This is a genomic window from Bradyrhizobium sp. LMG 9283 (assembly GCF_045571415.1).
GTDB lineage: Bacteria > Pseudomonadota > Alphaproteobacteria > Rhizobiales > Xanthobacteraceae > Bradyrhizobium.
In genome coordinates, this window is the sequence record NZ_CP120691.1 from 8,082,205 (window position 1) to 8,099,845 (window position 17,641).

Consider the following 17,641-nt stretch of genomic DNA (forward strand, 5'->3'; position numbering starts at 1 on the left):
CTTGCCCCATATCACCCAAGCCATCCGACACCCCAAACACGCAGGTGTCTTCTAGACACCCTTTTGCGCGCGCCGCGCTGAATGCGCCGGGCGCCCGCTTTTGACATGGAAAGAACCCCTCTTTTGACTTCCTTTCAGGACTTCGGCCTGGCCGATCCCATTTCCCGTGCCCTCAACGAAGAAAACTACGTCACCCCGACCCCGATCCAGGCCCAGACCATCCCGCTGGCCCTGACCGGCCGCGACGTCGTCGGTATCGCCCAGACCGGCACCGGCAAGACCGCGTCTTTCGCGCTGCCGATCCTGCATCGTCTGCTCGAGAACCGCATCAAGCCGCAGCCCAAGACCGCCCGTGTCCTGGTGCTGTCGCCGACCCGCGAGCTGTCCGGCCAGATCCTCGACAGCTTCAACGCTTATGGCCGCCACATCCGCCTGTCCTCGGCGCTGGCCATCGGCGGGGTTCCCATGGGCCGCCAGGTCCGCGCCCTGATGCAGGGGGTCGACGTGCTGGTCGCCACCCCCGGCCGCCTGCTCGACCTCGTGCAGAGCAACGGCTTGAGGCTTTCAAGCGTTGAATTCCTCGTACTCGACGAGGCCGATCGCATGCTCGACATGGGTTTCATCAACGACATCCGTAAGATCGTCGCCAAGCTGCCGATCAAGCGGCAGACGCTGTTCTTCTCGGCCACCATGCCGAAGGACATCGCCGAGCTCGCCGATTCCATGCTGCGCGATCCCGCCCGTGTCGCGGTGACCCCGGTCTCCTCGACCGCCGAGCGGATCAACCAGCGTATCCTGCAGGTGGACTTCTCGGCCAAGCCCACCTTCCTGACCAAGCTGCTGCAAGACGAAGCGATCAACCGCGCGCTGGTCTTCACCCGCACCAAGCACGGTGCCGACAAGGTGGTGAAGACGCTGGCCAAGGCCGGCATCGCTGCCAACGCCATCCACGGCAACAAGTCGCAGAATCACCGCGAGCGCACGCTCGCCCAGTTCCGCTCGGGCGAGATCCGCACCCTGGTTGCCACCGACATTGCCGCCCGCGGCATCGACGTCGACGGCATCAGCCACGTCATCAATTTCGACCTGCCCAACGTCCCCGAAACCTACGTCCACCGCATCGGCCGCACCGCGCGAGCCGGCGCCGACGGCACCGCGATCTCCCTGGTCGCCGGCGGCGAGGAGCTCAGCTATCTCCGCGACATCGAGCGGCTGATCCGCGTGGCCCTGCCGCGCGAGGACCATCGCACCGATGCCGGCCGCCGCGATGCCGGGCCCGCCCCGTCGCAGCAACGACAGGGCCGGCCGGGCGGCCGCCCCGGCCAGCGCCCGCAAGGCGCACGTCACGGTGATGGACGCCGTGCCGACGAACGGCATGCCGACGGGCGCCACCATAGCGCCGGCAAGCAAGGCGACGGCAGCAGGCACGGTGAAGGCCGGCACGCCGAGTCAAGGCATGCTGACGGACGGCCCGGCAGCGGCCCGAATGCCTCCAAGGGTTCTCGCCGCCGCCGCTCCGGTGGTAAGATGCATTCATCGCCTGTCGACCGTCCGGAACAGCGTTCCGCGCATAGCGCCGGGACGTCTGATGGGATACAAGGCGTTGCCTTTTTGCGCCGCGAGAGTCGGCCAAACAGCCAACCGAACCGCAAACCCTATTCGCACTAGCCGTCCACGACCTGGAGAAATTCATGGCTAAGGAAGAGCTGATCCAGTTCGAAGGACTGGTCACCGAAATCCTCCCCGACGCCCGCTACCGCGTGCAGCTCGACGCCGGACACGAGATCGTTGCCTATACCGCCGGCAAGATGAAGAAGAACCGCATCAAGACGCTCGCGGGCGACCGCGTGACGGTGGAGATGTCGCCCTATGATCTCGAGAAGGGCCGACTGATTTTCCGCCACAAGGACGAACGTCCCAGCACGGCGGGCGGACCGCCGCGTCCCGGACAGCGCGGCGGCCAGTTCCGCCGCCGCTAGCAGGCTACGGCGCGAGAAGCGCGGGATAAATTCCGGTCTGTATGTTGATCCGCCGTTTGACATCACGGCGGATCAAAAAATCGTGCACGTCCGGATTGTTTCGGGCCCCTGTTTCCGATAAAATGAATTAATCGATTTTCGGCCGGACGACATTAGCATCCACCGGTACAGCCGGTTCAGACACGCTGACGACCCTTCCAGAAATTCGATCTAACCTGCCCGCGCGAGCGGGCTCTGACATTGTGTTATCTGAGAAGGGACTACCCCCGTGAGCATGGGAACCGTGAAGTGGTTTAACGCAACCAAGGGCTATGGCTTCATTCAGCCCGACGACGGCGGCCAAGACGTGTTCGTCCACATCAGCGCCGTGGAGCGCGCCGGTCTCGGCTCGCTGCGCGAAGGCCAGAAGATCTCCTACGAGATCGTGGCCGACCGCCGCTCTGGCAAGTCGGCGGCGGACAATCTCCGCGCTGCGAGCTGAGCCCGCCGGCCTGAGCCCTGATCGGCTCGAGCGAGGCAGAGCAGACAAAGCAAATAAAAAAGGCCGTGCGTGACGCACGGCCTTTTTCATTCCAGGGTCGGCTCGCAAATTCAGCACGTCGACGGTACGCCGTTGTAAGGCACGCAGGTGACCTGGCGCGGCCGCGTGTAGGAGAGATCGCTCAGCGTTATGCTCGACTTCAACACGTAACCGACGGTCGGCGTGTAAGTGTAGTTGGCCTCGCTCAGTATGAGATAGCTCGACGGAATCAAGAGCGCCGGGGGAATCATCGTGGTGACCTTGTCGCCGGCCTTCCGAGCCGAGGTCGCCAGCGTGGCTTGTGTCGCGCCGCTTGCAATGGTGCCCGCCTTGCTCCACTGGACCGTGGCGATGCTGTTGGCATCGATGTAGATCTGGGAGATCGTGCCCTTCACGAGCGTAGCGTCGTACGGCATGATGACCGAGATGCTTGCCGTAAACGTGTTCTGCATGTCGGAATCGGCGAGCGTCGTCGATTGCGACGTCAGATCGGACAGTGTCCGTGCAATCAACGTGACCTTGCGGTCGATCGCCACGGCAGACGAAAATTCGACGGTGCCGAAGAACATTACCAGCATCAGCGGTACGATGACCGCGAATTCGGTCGCCGCAAGCGCGCGCTTGTCAGCGACGAAGTCGCGCACGGAGCAACGTGCATTCCTCCAGATATTCGCAATCGCCTGCATTGGTCCGCTCAGATCCATCTGCCTCAGAAGGGTTCGTTCTTGAACGCCACTGTCGCCACCATCAGCCGCTTGTTGCTGCATCCCATGTTGTAGCCGAGGCCGGTGACGATGAGCGGCCACTGATAGAACAGGCGCACCACGACGACCTGGCCGGACGTCCCGGCACTGTACTGCATGCCGGTTGGGTTGAAATTGCAGGAATCGCCATAGTTGGTGAGGCTGAGCGTCCCGAAGGAGCTGGTGCTGACAACGTCGACGTAAAGCTTGCTGCAATCAAACAGCGCCGGGATTTTACTGCAGACATAGGCCTTGAACGTCGTCTGATCGCATGCAGAGACCGTGTTGGGCGTGGTCTGACAGGCCGTCACCGAGCCGCCCTGTGCCTGCGCCTGGCCGGTCAGAATCGCGCGCGCGGAATCCTGCGCGACGGTCTCGAGCACCTGGCTCGAGAAGAACATCAGCGCCGTCTCGATGATGGCGAACAGCAGCCCGAAGAACATCGGTGCGACCAGCGCAAATTCGACGGCTGCGGAGCCGCGGCGGTTGCCGCGAAACCGGGCCAGCGCTTTCCGGAGCGTGAACCTCGTAGGTGCGGAAGGCATATCGTCAAATTCCCCAGCAACGGGCGATCATCTGCCCGTTCAATAGCGGAAACTGATTGTCTAAGTGTTTCAGGCGATCCGCGTCCGGCGGACCGCGCCGTTAGGAATGCGTTAACCAGACCGCACGGAAGCACGGCGCGCCCAGAGAACGCCGCGCTGGAATCCGCAAGCAGCCTGGCAGACGCGCCGGTCGGCTAGTTGGGTTTGGCGGCCGCGCCGGCACCGCCGCCGCCGCTGGCACTGCTGCTGAGCGAGCCGGCCTGGCTCATCGTGTTGTTGAAGTAGGTGTCGCTGTCGCCGAGCGTCACGCGACGCTGGCAAAGCGGTACGCAACTGTAGGACTCGCGCTCGATCCCACGATAGACGGTGACGAGCCGGTCGCTCGGACCTTCAACCTGGATCTGGCGGTCGACCAGAATCTCGCCGCCCCGGTCGAGCGCGATGAAGTTGGTGGCCCCATAGCCCTTCCCGGTCACGACGATCATGCCGCCCGGCTGGAGCGTGACATCGGCGATCAGGGGATTGCCGACCACGATCGTCGCCACCTTGCCGGGCAGCCGTACCAGCTTGGCCTGATCGACATTGACTGCGATGACGTCGGCGGTGGGCTCGGCAAGGCCAGCGGCCGGCCATGCCAGCACCGCGGCGGCAACCAGAAGACAGACGCGCGCATAGCGGCGCAGCAATTCCTTACGCATACTCTTACCCCCGGGACGTCACAAACCGGCAGAAGCGATCAGATAACAGCGGAGCCGGTGCCCGACCCGGCTAACCTGCCTTCAATTCGTGAACGTTCCGCAAACTCGCCGACGATTGTTTGAACGGACTGGCATTCGCGGGCCCCGCTGCCCCTGCTAATGGCGGAACGGATAAGCGAGCTGGCCTCCGATCTCCTTCGGCATGGTCGCTTCGTCCTTGCCATAATCCTGCGGCAGCTTTCCCTCCGGCATGCGGAAGGTGCCGAACAGCACGTCCCAGATCGGAAAAGTCCCGGCGAAATTGGTGTCGCCGCCCTCTTCGAGCGAAGTGTGATGCCAACGGTGGAATACCGGCGTCGCCAGCACGTATCTGAACGGTCCGAAGGTCCAGTTCAGGTTGGCGTGCACGAAGGCCGAATGGAAGGTGGTGAACGGGCCGACCCAGATCATGACGTTCGGGGAGATACCGGCCATCAGCAGCACGACGTCGACGCTGATCGTCCCGAGCAAGAGATTGACGGGATGGAAACGGGCCGCGGAGATCCACCCGATCTCCTCCGACGAATGATGGATGGCATGGTACTTCCAGAAGCCGCCGTCGTGGAAAAGCCGGTGCAGCCAGTACAGCATGAAATCGGAAAGCACCAGGAACAGCAGGGCCTGCACCCACAGAGGCAGCTGCGCCAACGGACCATGGCCGTTGTCGTAGAAGGCGATGAGTTCGTCGGCGTCGTGGATGTTGAAGACGGCGCCGGCGCCGACGATCAGTAGTCCGATGCGCATGGTGCGGGCGAACACCGGCACGAAGAACCAGTAGCAGATGTCGGTGACGATCTCCCGCTTGCGCCACCACGGCGCGCCGGGATTGCAGGCCCAGAAATGCTCCAGCACGGTGAAGACGGCCGCAAGCACGAAGGTGACGGGGATCACCTTCACGATGGTCTCGCCGAGCATCAGGGCGACTTGCATGGGCAGGCTCGACATCGTCGCCTCTCTCCGCGAATTCCAGTATTGCTTAGGCCTACTCCGCGAAATTTAAGGGAGGGTGAAGCAGCCGCCGCGCTGCCGATGCATCCGGAACCGGAACGAATTGCAGCTGCGGTCTTAAGGCGAAATTCACTCTGGGCAAAAGCATTGCGCCCAGCGTGGGTTTACCCGATCGAATTAACTTTACCGAAAGAGCTCGGCTCTCATGGTCCCCGCGTCAAAGACAGCGCCGAACGAGGCGATCCCACTAGACGGAGTTTTGGTTCATGAAGAACTTGATTGCGCGTTTCGCGAAGGATGAATCCGGCGCCACCGCCATCGAATACGGTCTGATCGCCGCCGGTATCGCGCTGGCCATCATCACGGTCGTCAACAACCTCGGCACCACGATGAACACCAAGTTCAGCTCGATCAGCACGTCGCTGAAGTAAGCGACCGACGAGCGACGACAAAAGCCCCGGACCTCCGGGGCCTTTGTTTTTCTGAAGACGGCGAGTTCCAGTGGCGTTGCACAAGTTCAGAACCGATACCGCAGTCGCGGCGCACGAGGCGGAAGCGCCGCAGGCGGGCTCGCCGGCCTATTGGATCTGCCTTGCGCTGCTGCTTGCGACGGTCGCGCTCGCCGCGCGCATTGCCAGCTTCTGGTGAAGGCGCCTTCGGCGGCCTCGGTCGCGCGCCCCGCCGCCGTTGTCGGTTTGTTTAGCAACTGCGCGCTAGCATCCGGCGACGCCAGCTCCCGCGGCAAACCCAGGCCTCAAGACGCAGCCCATGATCCTCGACCTTGCGCGCCTTCTGCTCTTCCCGGCCCTGATGGCATTCGCCGCCGCGAGCGATCTCTTCACGATGACGATCTCGAACCGCGTCTCGCTGGCGCTGGTGGCAGGCTTCTTCGTGCTCGCCCTTGCCGGTGGCATGGCACCTTACGAGATGCTGAGTCATGTCGGCTCCGGCGCGCTTCTCCTGGTCGTGGCCTTCACCTGCTTTGCGATGGGCTGGGTGGGCGGCGGCGACGCAAAGGTCGCGGCTTCCGTCGCGCTCTGGTTCGGCTTTGCACATCTGATGAACTTCCTGCTCTACGCCTCGCTGTTCGGCGGCGCGCTGACGCTGCTCCTGCTCCAGTTCCGGCAATGGCCGTTGCCCTACGGGCTCGCGGGTCAGGCCTGGCTCGCACGGCTGCACGCCAAGGAGAGCGGCATTCCCTACGGTATCGCGCTCGCGTTGAGCGCACTAATGGTCTACCCGGAGACCGAATGGGTGAAGGCGATCGACCTCGCTCACCTCGCCCTGCGCTGAACGCACCGGGTAAACCCGGCGTTAAGGCGATTTAGATACGCCTCATTAACCATGCTTTGACGAATAGCTGGTCAACTGCCGAGCACGGCGGCGGCAGCGTCGCGGCGTATTGTTGGAAAGTTGAAGCGTATGAATAGGGCACGCATTGTCGTCCTGACGGTCGCCATCTGCGCCGGCGGCGTCGCCGCGTACCTGGCGAGCGGCACCGACAATTCTGCGCCGCCTCCGCTTCCGGTCGCGCAGCTGCCGACCGTCGACGTCCTCGTAGCCAAGAACGACATCGGCCTCGGCCAGACCGTGAAGCCGGAAGACGTGCAATGGCAGACCTGGCCGGCCGCGACCGCCAGCACCACCTTCATCCGCCGCAACGAGCGCCCCGATGGTGCGACCCAGGTGGCTGGTTCGATCGCACGGGCTCCGTTCATTCAGGGTGAGCCGATCCGCGACCAGAAGCTGGTCAAGGCGGAAGGCTCCGGCTTCATGGCGGCAATCCTGCCCACCGGCATGCGGGCGATCTCGACCGAGATCTCGCCAGAGACCGGCGCAGGCGGCTTCATCCTGCCCAACGATCGCGTCGACGTCCTGCTCACGCGCCGGTTGAAGAACCCGGACCAGAGCAGCGGCGCACCCGACGTCGTCACCTCCGAGATCATCCTGGCCAATATCCGCGTCCTCGCCATCGACCAGGCGCCCAAGGAGAAGGACGGCCAGAACGCGGTGATCGGCAAGACCGTCACCCTCGAGCTCAGTCCCGCGCAGACCGCAACGCTGTCCGCGGCGCGGCAGAGCGGCACGCTGTCGCTGGCGCTGCGCAGTATCGTCGACGTCAAGATGAGCGAAATCACGCTCGATGACTCCGCGCAGAAGCGAGAGGGTGTTTCGATCATTCGCTACGGCATTCCAAGTCAGACGGCTAAGGCACGATGAAGACAGTCGATATCAAATGCAGGGCAGATTCGGCGACGATACGAGCCTCACTGGTCCGCGCCCTGTCGTTTTCGGCCGCCCTCGCCCTGGCGCTTAACCCGGCGATCGCCCCGGCGGTCGCTGCCGATTACCGCCCCGTGGCGCCGGCCGCGATGGACGGCCAGATCAACGCACGCTTCCTCTCGCTCGGCGTCGGCAAGTCCATCGTGATCGACCTGCCGCGCGACATCAAGGACGTGCTGGTCGCCGATCCCAAGATTGCCAATGCGGTGGTCCGCTCGGCGCAGCGCGCCTATATCATCGGTGCTGCGGTCGGCCAGACCAACATCGTGTTCTTCGATTCCGCCGGTCAGCAGATTGCGGCCTATGACATCGCGGTCAAGCGCGACCTCAACGGCGTACGGGCCGCGCTGAAGCAGGTCCTGCCCAATGCCGACATCCAGATCGACGGCCTCGGCGATGGCATCGTCCTGACCGGCACGGCCGCCAACCCGATGGAAGCGCAGCAAGCCAACGATCTCGCCGCGCGCCTGGCCGGCGGCGCCGACAAGGTGGTGAACTCGATCGTGGTGCGCGGCCGCGACCAGATCATGCTCAAGGTGACGGTGGCGGAAGTCCAGCGCAGCATCATCAAGCAGCTCGGCATCGACCTGACCGCCAACCTCAACTACGGCACGTCGGTGGTGAGCTTCTCCAACTCCAATCCGTTCACGGCTCTCGGCAAGAACCTCGTGGACGGCAACAACTTGACCACGAAGTTCGGCGCCGCGCCGTCGGTGCAGGCCACTTTGCGTGCGATGGAAACCTCGGGCGTGATCCGCACGCTGGCCGAACCGAACCTGACCGCGATCTCCGGTGAATCGGCGACGTTTATCGCTGGCGGTGAATTCCCGGTCCCGGCAGGCTATGCGTGCGATCCCACCACGCATGTCTGTACCACCCAGATCAGCTTCAAGAAGTTCGGCATCTCGCTGAACTTCACCCCCGTGGTGCTGAGCGAAGGCAAGATCAGCCTGCGGGTGATGACCGAGGTCTCGGAGCTGTCGAACGAGAATGCGATCACGCTGTCGCAGGCCGTCACCTCGAACTCGGTGAACTCGCTGACTGTGCCCTCGATCAGGACCCGCCGCGCCGAGACCTCGCTGGAAATTCCCTCCGGCGGCGCGATGGCGATGGCTGGCCTGATCCAGCAGCAGACCAAGCAGGCGGTCAGCGGATTGCCGGGACTGATGCAGCTCCCGATCCTGGGCACGCTGTTCCGCAGCCGCGACTTCGTCAACAACGCGACCGAGCTGGTCGTGATCGTGACACCCTATGTCGTTCGCGCGGTGGCACCAAAGGATCTGTCACGGCCGGATGACGGCTTCGCCCCGCCTGCGGATCCGCAGGCCCAGCTGATCGGCAATATCAACCGGCTCTACGGCGTGCCCGGACGGACCGAACCGGCCAAAAGCTACCGCGGCACCTACGGCTTCATCACCGACTGAGGCGGAACGGGGACTTCACGATGATCACAAGACCACCCCAGCTTCGCAAACGCGCCATCCGCCTTGGTGGCGCGCTCGTCGGCATGGCGCTCATGCTCGGCGGCTGCCAGCACGACGAAGTCGTCACGGCCTCCATTCCCGACGATTACAAGCAGCGCCACCCGATCGCGGTCGAGGAGCAGAACCGCTCGATCGTCGTCTTTGTCGGTCATGCCCGCGGCGGATTGACCGCCGCCCAGCGCGCCGACGTGATGGGCCTCGCATCGGCGTGGTTGCACGAGGGCACCGGCGCCATTCGCATCGACGTGCCCTCCAATACGCCCAATGCTCGTCCGGTCGCGGATACGATGCGTGATATCCAGGCGATGCTGGCGGCGGCAGGCGTTCCGCCGCGCGGCGTCAGCGTTCACCCGTATCAGCCGGAAGACAAGCGTTTCCTGCCGCCGATCCGGCTCACCTATTCCAAGATCGCGGCGGTCGCCGGTCCCTGCGGCCTGTGGCCGGAGGACATCGGCCCCTCGATTAAGAACAAGCGCTGGTTCGAGAACAAGGATTACTACAATTACGGCTGCGCCTATCAGCGCAACCTCGCGGCCATGGTCGACAATCCGTCGGACCTCGAGCAGCCGCGGCCCGAAACTCCGTCATACACGCCGCGGCGCATCACCGGTCTCGAGAAATATCGCAAGGGGCTCTCGACGGCGACCACCTATCCCGACGCCGACAAGGCCAAACTCAGCGACACCGGCAAATGATCAGCTACGCGCGCCAGACACAAGAAGAGCAGCCGGCAGCAGCTCCTCCGCCGGTCGAGGAGCATATTGCGCCCGCGCCGCGCGTCTCGGTCCAGGCCTTCTGCGAGACCGTGGAGACTGCCGCAGCGGTCCAGTCGGCCGGTGAGGATCGCCGTCTCGGCAAAGCCCATCTGAAAATCCAGATGGGCGGCATGGCGGCCGCAATCGAAGCCTACCGCTCGGCCCCCACGCCGAACGTGATCGTGCTCGAAAGCGACGGCCGCAGCGATCTCTTGGGCGGGCTCGACCAGCTCGCCACCGTCTGCGACGCCGGCACCCGCGTGGTCGTGATCGGCCGCATCAATGACGTCACGCTCTATCGCGAGCTGGTTCGCCGCGGCGTCAGCGATTACGTGCTCGCGCCGGTCGGCGCGATCGACGTCGTGCGCTCGATCTGCAACCTGTTCTCGGCGCCGGAAGCCAAGGCGGTCGGCCGCATCATCGCCGTGGTCGGCGCCAAGGGCGGCGTCGGGGCCTCCACCATCTCCCACAATGTCGCCTGGGCAATCGCGCGCGACCTCGCGATGGACGCTGTCGTCGCCGACCTCGACCTCGCCTTCGGCACCGCCGGGCTCGACTACAATCAGGATCCGCCGCAGGGCATTGCCGATGCCGTGTTCTCGCCCGACCGCGTCGACACGGCTTTCATCGACCGCCTGCTGTCGAAATGCACCGACCATCTCAGCCTGCTGGCGGCGCCTGCGACGCTCGACCGAGTCTATGATTTCGGCACCGACGCTTTCGACGCCGTGTTCGACACGCTGCGATCCACCATGCCCTGCATCGTGCTCGACGTTCCGCATCAATGGTCGGGCTGGACCAAGCGCGCCCTAATCGGAGCGGACGACATCCTGATCGTGGCCGCGCCGGACCTCGCCAATTTGCGCAATACCAAGAACCTGTTCGATCTGTTGAAGGCCGCGCGCCCCAACGACCGGCCGCCGCTCTACTGCCTGAACCAGGTCGGCGTGCCGAAACGGCCCGAAATCGCCGCCGCGGAGTTCGCCAAGGCGATCGAGAGCCAGCCGGTCGTCTCGATCCCGTTCGAGCCGCAGATCTTCGGCTCGGCGGCCAACAACGGCCAGATGATCGCGGAGATCTCCGCCAACCACAAGTCGATCGAGATGTTCCTGCAGATCGCCCAGCGCCTCACCGGCCGCAGCGAGACCAAGAAGCAAAAGTCGTCCCTGCTTTCACCTCTGATTGAGAAGTTGCGGGGAAGATAAGCCGCCGCATGGAGTTGTTAAGTGTTCGGTAAGCGTAGCGGAACAGACACCGACTTTCGGGCGCCGAAGCCCGGCGCCGCGTCGCTCGAGCCTGCCCAGGCTCAAGCGCCGACGGTGTCGCGCGCCCCGCCTCCGCCGGCCGTCGCCTCGCCGCCGCTTGCTCCTGCCAAAGCCCCGCCACCTCCGGCCATGGAGAGCCGGCGCTCGGACAATTATTACGAGGTCAAGGCGACCATCTTCGGCGCACTGATCGAGGCCATCGACCTTGCCCAGCTCGCCAAGCTCGATTCGGAGTCCGCGCGCGAGGAAATCCGCGACATCGTCAACGAGATCATCGCGATCAAGAACATCGTGATGTCGATCGCCGAGCAGGAGGAGCTGCTCGACGACATCTGCAACGACGTCCTCGGCTACGGCCCGCTCGAACCGCTGTTGTCGCGCGACGACATCGCCGACATCATGGTCAATGGCGCCAATACCGTCTACATCGAGGTCGGCGGCAAGATCCAACGCACCGGCATCCGCTTCCGCGACAACCAACAGCTTCTCAACATCTGCCAGCGCATTGTCAGCCAAGTCGGCCGGCGCGTCGACGAGTCCTCGCCGATCTGCGACGCGCGCCTCGCCGACGGCTCTCGCGTCAACGCCATCGTGCCGCCGCTGTCGATCGACGGCCCCGCGCTCACCATCCGCAAATTCAAAAAAGACAAGCTGACGCTGGATCAGCTCGTCAAGTTCGGCGCGATCACGCCGGAAGGCGCCGAGATCCTCCAGATCATCGGCCGCGTCCGCTGCAACGTGCTGATTTCCGGCGGTACCGGCTCGGGCAAGACCACCCTGCTCAACTGCCTCACCAACTACATCGAGCACGACGAGCGCGTCATCACCTGCGAGGACGCCGCCGAGCTCCAGCTTCAGCAGCCCCATGTGGTGCGGCTGGAAACCCGCCCGCCCAATATCGAGGGCGAGGGCCAGGTCACCATGCGCGAATTGGTGCGCAACTGCCTGCGTATGCGGCCCGAACGCATCATCGTCGGCGAGGTTCGCGGACCCGAGGCCTTCGACCTGCTCCAGGCCATGAACACCGGCCACGACGGCTCGATGGGCACGCTGCATGCCAACAACCCGCGCGAGGCGCTGTCGCGCTGCGAATCCATGATCACGATGGGCGGCTTCTCGCTACCCTCGCGCACCATTCGCGAGATGATCTGCGCCTCGATCGACGTCATCATCCAGGCCGCGCGCCTTCGCGACGGTTCCCGACGCATCACCCACATCACCGAGGTGATGGGTATGGAAGGTGACACCATCATCACCCAGGACATCTTCCTCTACGACATGGTCGGCGAGGACGCCAACGGCAAGATCATCGGCCGGCACCGCTCGACCGGCATCGGCCGTCCGAAGTTCTGGGAACGCGCCCGCTATTACGGCGAGGAAAAGCGCCTTGCCGCGGCGCTCGACGCGGCGGAAGTCGCGCCAAAGACGTGAGCAGGTCAGCACCGCCATGAACATGCAGGTCCTCGCCCTCGCCTTCCTCGCCACCGCAGCTGTCGGTGGCATCGCCTGGGTGTTCCTCTATCCGCTGCTGTCCGGAGAGCGAAAGGCGGAAAGCCGGCGCGCCTCGGTCGCGCGTGCCGAGGCGCCCACGGCCCGCCAAGCCGAGAAGACCCAGCGCTCGCGCCGCGAGCAGGTCGAGACCACGCTCAAGGACCTCGAGGCGCGGCGCGCGCAGGAGAAGAGCGCTCCGCTCAGCGTCCGCCTGTCGCAGGCCGGGCTCGACTGGACGCCGCAGAAATTCTGGATCGTATCCGCCGTCGTGGCGGGCGTATTTTTTGCGATCGCTCTGTTCGCCGGCGGCGGCATGATCGGCGCCGTCGGTCTCGCCTTTGCCGGCGGCTTCGGCCTGCCGCGCTGGGCTCTCGGCTTCCTGAAGAAGCGCCGCGAAACCAAGTTCCTGGCTGCGCTGCCCGACGCGGTCGACGTGATTGTCCGCGGCATCAAGGCGGGCCTGCCCCTGTTCGAATCGATCAAGGTCGTGGCCGCCGATTCGCCCGAGCCGCTGCGCAGCGAGTTCCTGGCGATCATCGAGACGCAGGCGATCGGCATGCCACTGGGCGAGGCCTGCGCGCGGCTTTATGAGCGCATGCCGCTTCCGGAGGCCAATTTCTTCGGCATCGTGGTGTCGATCCAGCAGAAGTCGGGCGGCAACCTCTCCGAGGCGCTCGGCAATCTCTCCAAGGTGCTGCGCGACCGCAAGAAGATGAAGGAAAAGATCCAGGCGATGTCGATGGAGGCCAAGGCCTCGGCCGGTATCATCGGCTCGCTGCCGCCGATCGTGATGTTCCTCGTCTATCTCACGACACCGCAATACATCTCGCTGCTTTGGACTCATCCCACCGGACAGCTGATGCTGGTCGGCTGCGTCGTCTGGATGTCGATCGGCATCATGGTGATGAAGAAGATGATCAATTTCGATTTCTGACGGTGCCGTATGGTCGAATTCCTCGTCTCGAAACTGCACGACGTCCGTTTCATGACCATGCTGCTCGCGGCCATCGCCGCGAGCGCCACCGTCTATACGCTGGTGATGCCGTTGTTCGCCGGCGAGGGCCTCTCCAAGCGCATGAAAGCGGTGGCGAGCGAACGCGAGCGCATCCGGCAGCGCGAGCGTGAGCGTCTTCACAAGAACGAAAAAGTCTCGCTGCGCCAGACGCCGAAGCAACTGGTCTCCAAGGTGGTCGAGGACTTCAACCTGACCAAATGGCTCGCGCAGGAAGCTGCGCGAGACAAGCTCATCATGGCAGGTTACCGCGGCCAGGCGCCCTACGTCACCTTCCTGTTTGCCCGCATGGTCGCCCCGATCGTGTTCTTGATCGGCTCGGTCCTCTACGTCTTCCTGATCGCGCATATGGAGCAGGCGATGCCGATCAAGATCGGCATCTGCGTCGGCGCTGCCTATCTCGGCCTCCAGGCGCCGATGCTGTTCCTCAGGAATGCGATCTCCAAGCGCCAGCTCTCGATCAAGCGTGCGTTTCCCGACGCGCTCGACCTGCTCCTGATCTGCATCGAATCCGGCATGTCGGTCGAAATGGCGTTCCGGAAGGTTGCGAACGAAATCGTGGGCCAGTCGATCGCGCTGTCGGAGGAGTTCACCCTGACCACGGCCGAACTGTCCTATTTGCAGGATCGCAAGGTCGCTTATGAGAACCTGGCACGGCGCACCGGGCTCGAGGGCGTCAAGTCGGTGTGTTTGGCGCTTCAGCAGGCGGAGCGTTACGGCACCCCGCTCGGCCATTCCCTGCGCGTCATGGCGCAGGAGAACCGCGACATGCGCATGAACGAGGCCGAGAAGAAGGCCGCGGCTCTGCCGCCGAAGCTGACGGTGCCGATGATCCTGTTCTTCCTGCCGGTGCTGTTCGTGGTCATTCTCGGACCGACCGGCATCAAGATCACAGAGATGCACTGAGTCGAGGCGAACCGCCCGCTTCACCATTCAGGCCGAGATCAGACGGTCGGATCTGATCAGTCGGGCTGGCTGAGCGAAGCAACTGGCGTCCGCTTCGGTGCGCCGCGCGGGACGTCGCTGCGGCTCAGCATGTCCTTGAGATAGGCGACATTGGCCGCGGCCTGGTCCGGTGGCAGGTCCGCTTTCACGATGGTCTCCGCTTCCGCGAAGCGGCCCTGGAGACCGACGACCAAAGCGAGGTTCTGCCGCACCCGGGCGCTCGCACGCGGCGAGGCATAGGCCTGCCGCAGCGCCTCTTCGGCCTTCGGCAGATCTCTCGACAACATGTAGGACAGGCCGAGATTGGAGAGCACGCCGGGATCACCCGGTGCGATCTTCAGCGCGCTCGCGTAATAGGATCGCGCCTCCTCGTGACGGCCCATCTGGTCCAGCGCGGTGCCCTGTACCGAAAGCAAGCGCCAGTCGGGATTGTCGGGCGAATGCGCCTTCGACAGAACATCGTAAGCCTGCTGGAAATTGCCGTTGTCGGCGAGTGCGCGGCCGTACTGGGCAAGCAGCGCCTTGTTGCCGGGATTGGCGATGGTCGCCTGCTCAAGCACGGCGGCGGCCTGGGCGCGCTGACCGTTGGCGCGCAGGGCCTGTCCGTAAGCGAGCGCGGCGTCGGCATCCTTGGGATTGGCGCGGTAGCGCTCGCCGTAGACTTCGACCGCACGCGTTGGATCGGTGGGCGCACGATCGGCGGGAGCCGCCTCCGCCCGAGGGCCGACCGAGCCTGTCACCTCGGAGAGTTTCGACATGGCCGTGCAGCCGCCGAGGCCCATCGCCACCGTCGCGACCAGCGATGTGGAGGCAAGTAGCCGGGTAAGACTGATCCGTTGACGCATGACGCCTTGACTCTCGAGCCGCTCGATCGAGCCGAACGCGCCAGCAATAGAATGTTAACCCTAACGGCCGGTTAACGCCGTCTCAGGCCTACCCCTCTCAAGGCGGCGATTGTTGCGGCGGCACTTCACCGCCGAGGCCCAGATCGAGGCCGAGCGCCTGCACCTGTTCGTCCAGGTCCCGCAGCAGTTGTAGTCTCTGCCGCGCCTGCCGCTGAACGTCGACGCCCTCGCAGGGCAACCGCGGCAATTGACGCAGGAAGTCGTCACAGTTGATCAGACCCCTCCCGCAGAGCTCATCGAGCTGAGCGCTATCGATGCCGAGCACGTCGGCGGATTGCTCGATCAATCGGCCGAGCAGCGTTCTCACCGCCGCAAGCGTGTCGATGTCAGATCTCGGCCCGGACCTCGCGACCTTGCCTTCGAGCTCCGCCCAGGCATGCGACGAGACGACGTAGGTGTAGAGCGCATCCGCCCAGTTCGGCTCCGCTTCATCGTAAAAGCTGCGGCGCATGAACAGCCGGCGGGTGATCGCCGCGACCTGATCCCGCTTCACTGAGGCGGATGAGGCGACCTCGATCGCCGACTGAACGGCCGGATCACGGGAAAAGTCCCGCGCTGCCGGCAGCCTGATGTCGCCGTCCGGCAGGTTCGAATCGAGCAACCTGAAGGCGGCATCGTTGCGCAGCCTTGAATAGCGGGTGATCGCGAAAAGGTGCTCCGTGCGCCCGCCGCGGGACACGGGGCCGAAATGAATGAGGTTGAAGCCGGCAGCGTCGCCGGCTTGTCCGGTCGAGGATGGACATGAGAGCACGTAGATCGTGCGCCAGAACGCTTCTTCACTCTCGCCCGACGTCGCGCGCGGATCGGGGATGGAATAGCGGGTCAGTCCCTCGACATGGCGATGACCATGCAGAACCAGATCGACGTTGAGCGAGGTGGCGGCCTCGAGGAAGGTCGCGGGTGCGGCGAGATACATCAGCGGTTCGTCGGGCACGCCGAGAAAGCGCTTTCCTTCGCCGGTGGCCTGCGGCAGCGGATGATGGTGCAGGGCCAGCACACGCACCAGGTTTTCCGCTGGCTCGGCATAATCAGCGCGCCCCGCAGAACCCATGCTGCCCGCGAGCTCGGCGCTCAGCCGGGCGGAATCTGCGACCATCGCCTTGTAAGTGCTCTCGTCGATCTTGCCGCTCGCGAGCGTGATGAGGCTTGCGCGATTGGAATCGAGCAGCACTAGGTCGAGGCCTGCCTGCCGGTAATAGACACTCTTCGAGGTCCGCGGCAGATGCAGGTAATCGTAGGCGTCGTGACGGCCTGCACGCCGCTTGACATCGTGATTGCCGGCAACGGCCTGGATGTCGGTGAACAGCCCGGTCTGCCGGAAGGACGCGATCACGGCGAGCGCCTCGTCGAGCGCGCGCGGATTCGGATCGTCCACCAGATCCCCCGTGATCAGCAGGATGCGATCGGGGACATCCGTGACGCCTGTCATCTTCTCGCGAATCGCGACCGTGAGTGTCTCGACGGTCGGAAGCAGCCGGCCCGACCCATCCAGATGCAGGTCGGAAATCTGCGCAATAACGAACGATCTATCCATTTGCGCCGCTCATCTGCAAATGCTGCGCCGCCCAAACGATGAGAGAAATGCTTTCGACGAACAGAGTCAGGCCGTATCAGCCAAGAAAAACCTGGACAGGTATCAACCGCGTGCCGCCGCGTGTCTGCGATCGGTGCAAGCAGAGCGGAGGACACAATCTAAAATATTCGTCGATAATGCCACAACCATAACGCTAGTAAAGCCTGCAGCCGTGCCTTTGCGAACGGCAGTTCTCGGCGTGAGTTACGAGGTCCGCCTGAGGACGGTTTCATGTCGTCAGGTCAATATTCGATGGCGAGCCGCTTGCGGATTTCGTCGACGCGCTTGTCCAGCGCGTCGAACCGCGCGTGCACGGAACGGTCGTGGAGATAGAAGACGTAGCCGCCGGCAAGGAACGCGAAGATCCAATGGTGATGCTCGACATAGCCAAAGATCGCCTCGACGGCCTGGCCGATGAATGTGACCACGCTCCACACGAATTCCATCGCATTTCCT

At 64.1% G+C, this 17,641-nt stretch carries 20 protein-coding genes; 13 read left to right on the forward strand and 7 right to left on the reverse strand.

The genetic code is table 11. The features are described from left to right. The first annotated feature begins 81 nt into the window (after positions 1 to 81). The 3 genes from P6U29_RS37620 to P6U29_RS37630 all read left to right on the forward strand — a co-directional run bounded on the left by P6U29_RS37620 (position 82) and on the right by P6U29_RS37630 (position 2,460). Entirely contained in the window at positions 82 to 1,668 is a 1,587-nt protein-coding gene (locus P6U29_RS37620) for a DEAD/DEAH box helicase (RefSeq protein ID WP_407115161.1), read from the forward strand. Positions 1,669 to 1,691: 23 nt separating this feature from the next. Then, positions 1,692 to 1,979 (forward strand): translation initiation factor IF-1, encoded by a 288-nt coding sequence (infA, locus tag P6U29_RS37625; RefSeq protein WP_024340539.1) that lies wholly within the window; start codon positions 1,692 to 1,694, stop codon positions 1,977 to 1,979. A 268-nt stretch (positions 1,980 to 2,247) separates the two neighbouring features. Then, positions 2,248 to 2,460 carry a cold-shock protein gene (locus tag P6U29_RS37630; RefSeq protein WP_027573722.1) on the forward strand — a complete coding sequence of 71 codons (213 nt, stop codon included), beginning with the start codon at positions 2,248 to 2,250 and terminating at the stop codon, positions 2,458 to 2,460. Positions 2,461 to 2,570: 110 nt separating this feature from the next. Here the strand turns inward: P6U29_RS37630 and P6U29_RS37635 are convergent, their stop codons facing one another. The 4 genes from P6U29_RS37635 to P6U29_RS37650 form a co-directional block, all read right to left on the reverse strand. Beyond that, positions 2,571 to 3,185, reverse strand: coding sequence for a TadE/TadG family type IV pilus assembly protein (locus P6U29_RS37635; protein ID WP_407115162.1), 615 nt, complete (start codon positions 3,183 to 3,185; stop codon positions 2,571 to 2,573). A gap of 23 nt (positions 3,186 to 3,208) precedes the next feature. Then, complete coding sequence (locus P6U29_RS37640) at positions 3,209 to 3,787, reverse strand: TadE/TadG family type IV pilus assembly protein (RefSeq protein WP_407115163.1); 579 nt, start codon at positions 3,785 to 3,787, stop codon at positions 3,209 to 3,211. Positions 3,788 to 3,981: 194 nt separating this feature from the next. Beyond that, positions 3,982 to 4,485 (reverse strand): pilus assembly protein N-terminal domain-containing protein, encoded by a 504-nt coding sequence (locus P6U29_RS37645; protein ID WP_407115164.1) that lies wholly within the window; start codon positions 4,483 to 4,485, stop codon positions 3,982 to 3,984. A gap of 156 nt (positions 4,486 to 4,641) precedes the next feature. Then, the gene (locus P6U29_RS37650) at positions 4,642 to 5,469 is read right to left on the reverse strand and encodes a sterol desaturase family protein (protein ID WP_407115165.1); all 828 of its coding nucleotides are present in this window, start codon (positions 5,467 to 5,469) and stop codon (positions 4,642 to 4,644) included. 269 nt (positions 5,470 to 5,738) lie between these two features. On the opposite strand from P6U29_RS37650, the gene P6U29_RS37655 reads away from it, so the two are divergent. The 10 genes from P6U29_RS37655 to P6U29_RS37700 all read left to right on the forward strand — a co-directional run bounded on the left by P6U29_RS37655 (position 5,739) and on the right by P6U29_RS37700 (position 14,668). Beyond that, positions 5,739 to 5,903 (forward strand): Flp family type IVb pilin, encoded by a 165-nt coding sequence (locus tag P6U29_RS37655; protein ID WP_407115166.1) that lies wholly within the window; start codon positions 5,739 to 5,741, stop codon positions 5,901 to 5,903. 70 nt (positions 5,904 to 5,973) lie between these two features. Next, on the forward strand, positions 5,974 to 6,120 hold the full coding sequence (locus P6U29_RS37660) for a hypothetical protein (RefSeq protein ID WP_407115167.1): 147 nt from the start codon (positions 5,974 to 5,976) through the stop codon (positions 6,118 to 6,120). A 120-nt stretch (positions 6,121 to 6,240) separates the two neighbouring features. Next, positions 6,241 to 6,765 carry a prepilin peptidase gene (locus tag P6U29_RS37665; protein ID WP_407115168.1) on the forward strand — a complete coding sequence of 175 codons (525 nt, stop codon included), beginning with the start codon at positions 6,241 to 6,243 and terminating at the stop codon, positions 6,763 to 6,765. A 129-nt stretch (positions 6,766 to 6,894) separates the two neighbouring features. Further along, positions 6,895 to 7,692 carry a Flp pilus assembly protein CpaB gene (cpaB, locus tag P6U29_RS37670; RefSeq protein WP_407115169.1) on the forward strand — a complete coding sequence of 266 codons (798 nt, stop codon included), beginning with the start codon at positions 6,895 to 6,897 and terminating at the stop codon, positions 7,690 to 7,692. Beyond that, positions 7,689 to 9,179: a type II and III secretion system protein family protein gene (locus P6U29_RS37675; RefSeq protein WP_407115170.1), complete on the forward strand. Its 1,491-nt coding sequence runs from the start codon at positions 7,689 to 7,691 to the stop codon at positions 9,177 to 9,179. The genes cpaB and P6U29_RS37675 overlap by 4 nt, the downstream gene beginning before the upstream one ends. 20 nt (positions 9,180 to 9,199) lie before the next feature. Further along, on the forward strand, positions 9,200 to 9,934 hold the full coding sequence (locus P6U29_RS37680; RefSeq protein WP_407115171.1) for a CpaD family pilus assembly protein: 735 nt from the start codon (positions 9,200 to 9,202) through the stop codon (positions 9,932 to 9,934). Next, positions 9,931 to 11,199, forward strand: a complete 1,269-nt coding sequence (locus P6U29_RS37685; protein WP_122405761.1) for an AAA family ATPase — start codon at positions 9,931 to 9,933, stop codon at positions 11,197 to 11,199. Before P6U29_RS37680 ends, P6U29_RS37685 begins: the two co-directional genes overlap by 4 nt. Positions 11,200 to 11,220: 21 nt before the next feature. Continuing rightward, complete coding sequence (locus P6U29_RS37690; RefSeq protein ID WP_407115172.1) at positions 11,221 to 12,690, forward strand: CpaF family protein; 1,470 nt, start codon at positions 11,221 to 11,223, stop codon at positions 12,688 to 12,690. 16 nt (positions 12,691 to 12,706) lie between these two features. Beyond that, positions 12,707 to 13,684, forward strand: coding sequence for a type II secretion system F family protein (locus P6U29_RS37695; protein WP_407115173.1), 978 nt, complete (start codon positions 12,707 to 12,709; stop codon positions 13,682 to 13,684). Positions 13,685 to 13,693: 9 nt separating this feature from the next. Beyond that, positions 13,694 to 14,668 carry a type II secretion system F family protein gene (locus P6U29_RS37700; protein ID WP_407115174.1) on the forward strand — a complete coding sequence of 325 codons (975 nt, stop codon included), beginning with the start codon at positions 13,694 to 13,696 and terminating at the stop codon, positions 14,666 to 14,668. A 56-nt stretch (positions 14,669 to 14,724) separates the two neighbouring features. On the opposite strand, the gene P6U29_RS37705 is transcribed toward P6U29_RS37700, so the two are convergent. From P6U29_RS37705 to P6U29_RS37715, 3 genes are all read right to left on the reverse strand, one after another. Next, positions 14,725 to 15,552, reverse strand: coding sequence for a tetratricopeptide repeat protein (locus tag P6U29_RS37705; protein WP_407115175.1), 828 nt, complete (start codon positions 15,550 to 15,552; stop codon positions 14,725 to 14,727). A 97-nt stretch (positions 15,553 to 15,649) separates the two neighbouring features. Then, positions 15,650 to 17,146 carry a metallophosphoesterase family protein gene (locus P6U29_RS37710; protein ID WP_407115176.1) on the reverse strand — a complete coding sequence of 499 codons (1,497 nt, stop codon included), beginning with the start codon at positions 17,144 to 17,146 and terminating at the stop codon, positions 15,650 to 15,652. Positions 17,147 to 17,427: 281 nt separating this feature from the next. Further along, entirely contained in the window at positions 17,428 to 17,631 is a 204-nt protein-coding gene (locus P6U29_RS37715) for a hypothetical protein (protein WP_183247077.1), read from the reverse strand. Between the last annotated feature and the right edge of the window lie 10 nt (positions 17,632 to 17,641).

Bases quoted from the DNA above. Each gene is read 5' to 3' on its own strand.
- P6U29_RS37620 (WP_407115161.1), top strand. From the start codon at position 82: ATGCGCCGGGCGCCCGCTTTTGACATGGAAAGAACCCCTCTTTTGACT.
- infA (WP_024340539.1), top strand. From the start codon at position 1,692: ATGGCTAAGGAAGAGCTGATCCAGTTCGAAGGACTGGTCACCGAAATC.
- P6U29_RS37635 (WP_407115162.1), bottom strand. From the start codon at position 3,185: ATGCAGGCGATTGCGAATATCTGGAGGAATGCACGTTGCTCCGTGCGC.
- P6U29_RS37640 (WP_407115163.1), bottom strand. From the start codon at position 3,787: ATGCCTTCCGCACCTACGAGGTTCACGCTCCGGAAAGCGCTGGCCCGG.
- P6U29_RS37645 (WP_407115164.1), bottom strand. From the start codon at position 4,485: ATGCGTAAGGAATTGCTGCGCCGCTATGCGCGCGTCTGTCTTCTGGTT.
- P6U29_RS37650 (WP_407115165.1), bottom strand. From the start codon at position 5,469: ATGTCGAGCCTGCCCATGCAAGTCGCCCTGATGCTCGGCGAGACCATC.
- P6U29_RS37655 (WP_407115166.1), top strand. From the start codon at position 5,739: ATGAAGAACTTGATTGCGCGTTTCGCGAAGGATGAATCCGGCGCCACC.
- P6U29_RS37665 (WP_407115168.1), top strand. From the start codon at position 6,241: ATGATCCTCGACCTTGCGCGCCTTCTGCTCTTCCCGGCCCTGATGGCA.
- cpaB (WP_407115169.1), top strand. From the start codon at position 6,895: ATGAATAGGGCACGCATTGTCGTCCTGACGGTCGCCATCTGCGCCGGC.
- P6U29_RS37675 (WP_407115170.1), top strand. From the start codon at position 7,689: ATGAAGACAGTCGATATCAAATGCAGGGCAGATTCGGCGACGATACGA.
- P6U29_RS37680 (WP_407115171.1), top strand. From the start codon at position 9,200: ATGATCACAAGACCACCCCAGCTTCGCAAACGCGCCATCCGCCTTGGT.
- P6U29_RS37685 (WP_122405761.1), top strand. From the start codon at position 9,931: ATGATCAGCTACGCGCGCCAGACACAAGAAGAGCAGCCGGCAGCAGCT.
- P6U29_RS37695 (WP_407115173.1), top strand. From the start codon at position 12,707: ATGAACATGCAGGTCCTCGCCCTCGCCTTCCTCGCCACCGCAGCTGTC.
- P6U29_RS37700 (WP_407115174.1), top strand. From the start codon at position 13,694: ATGGTCGAATTCCTCGTCTCGAAACTGCACGACGTCCGTTTCATGACC.
- P6U29_RS37705 (WP_407115175.1), bottom strand. From the start codon at position 15,552: ATGCGTCAACGGATCAGTCTTACCCGGCTACTTGCCTCCACATCGCTG.
- P6U29_RS37710 (WP_407115176.1), bottom strand. From the start codon at position 17,146: ATGGATAGATCGTTCGTTATTGCGCAGATTTCCGACCTGCATCTGGAT.
- P6U29_RS37715 (WP_183247077.1), bottom strand. From the start codon at position 17,631: ATGGAATTCGTGTGGAGCGTGGTCACATTCATCGGCCAGGCCGTCGAG.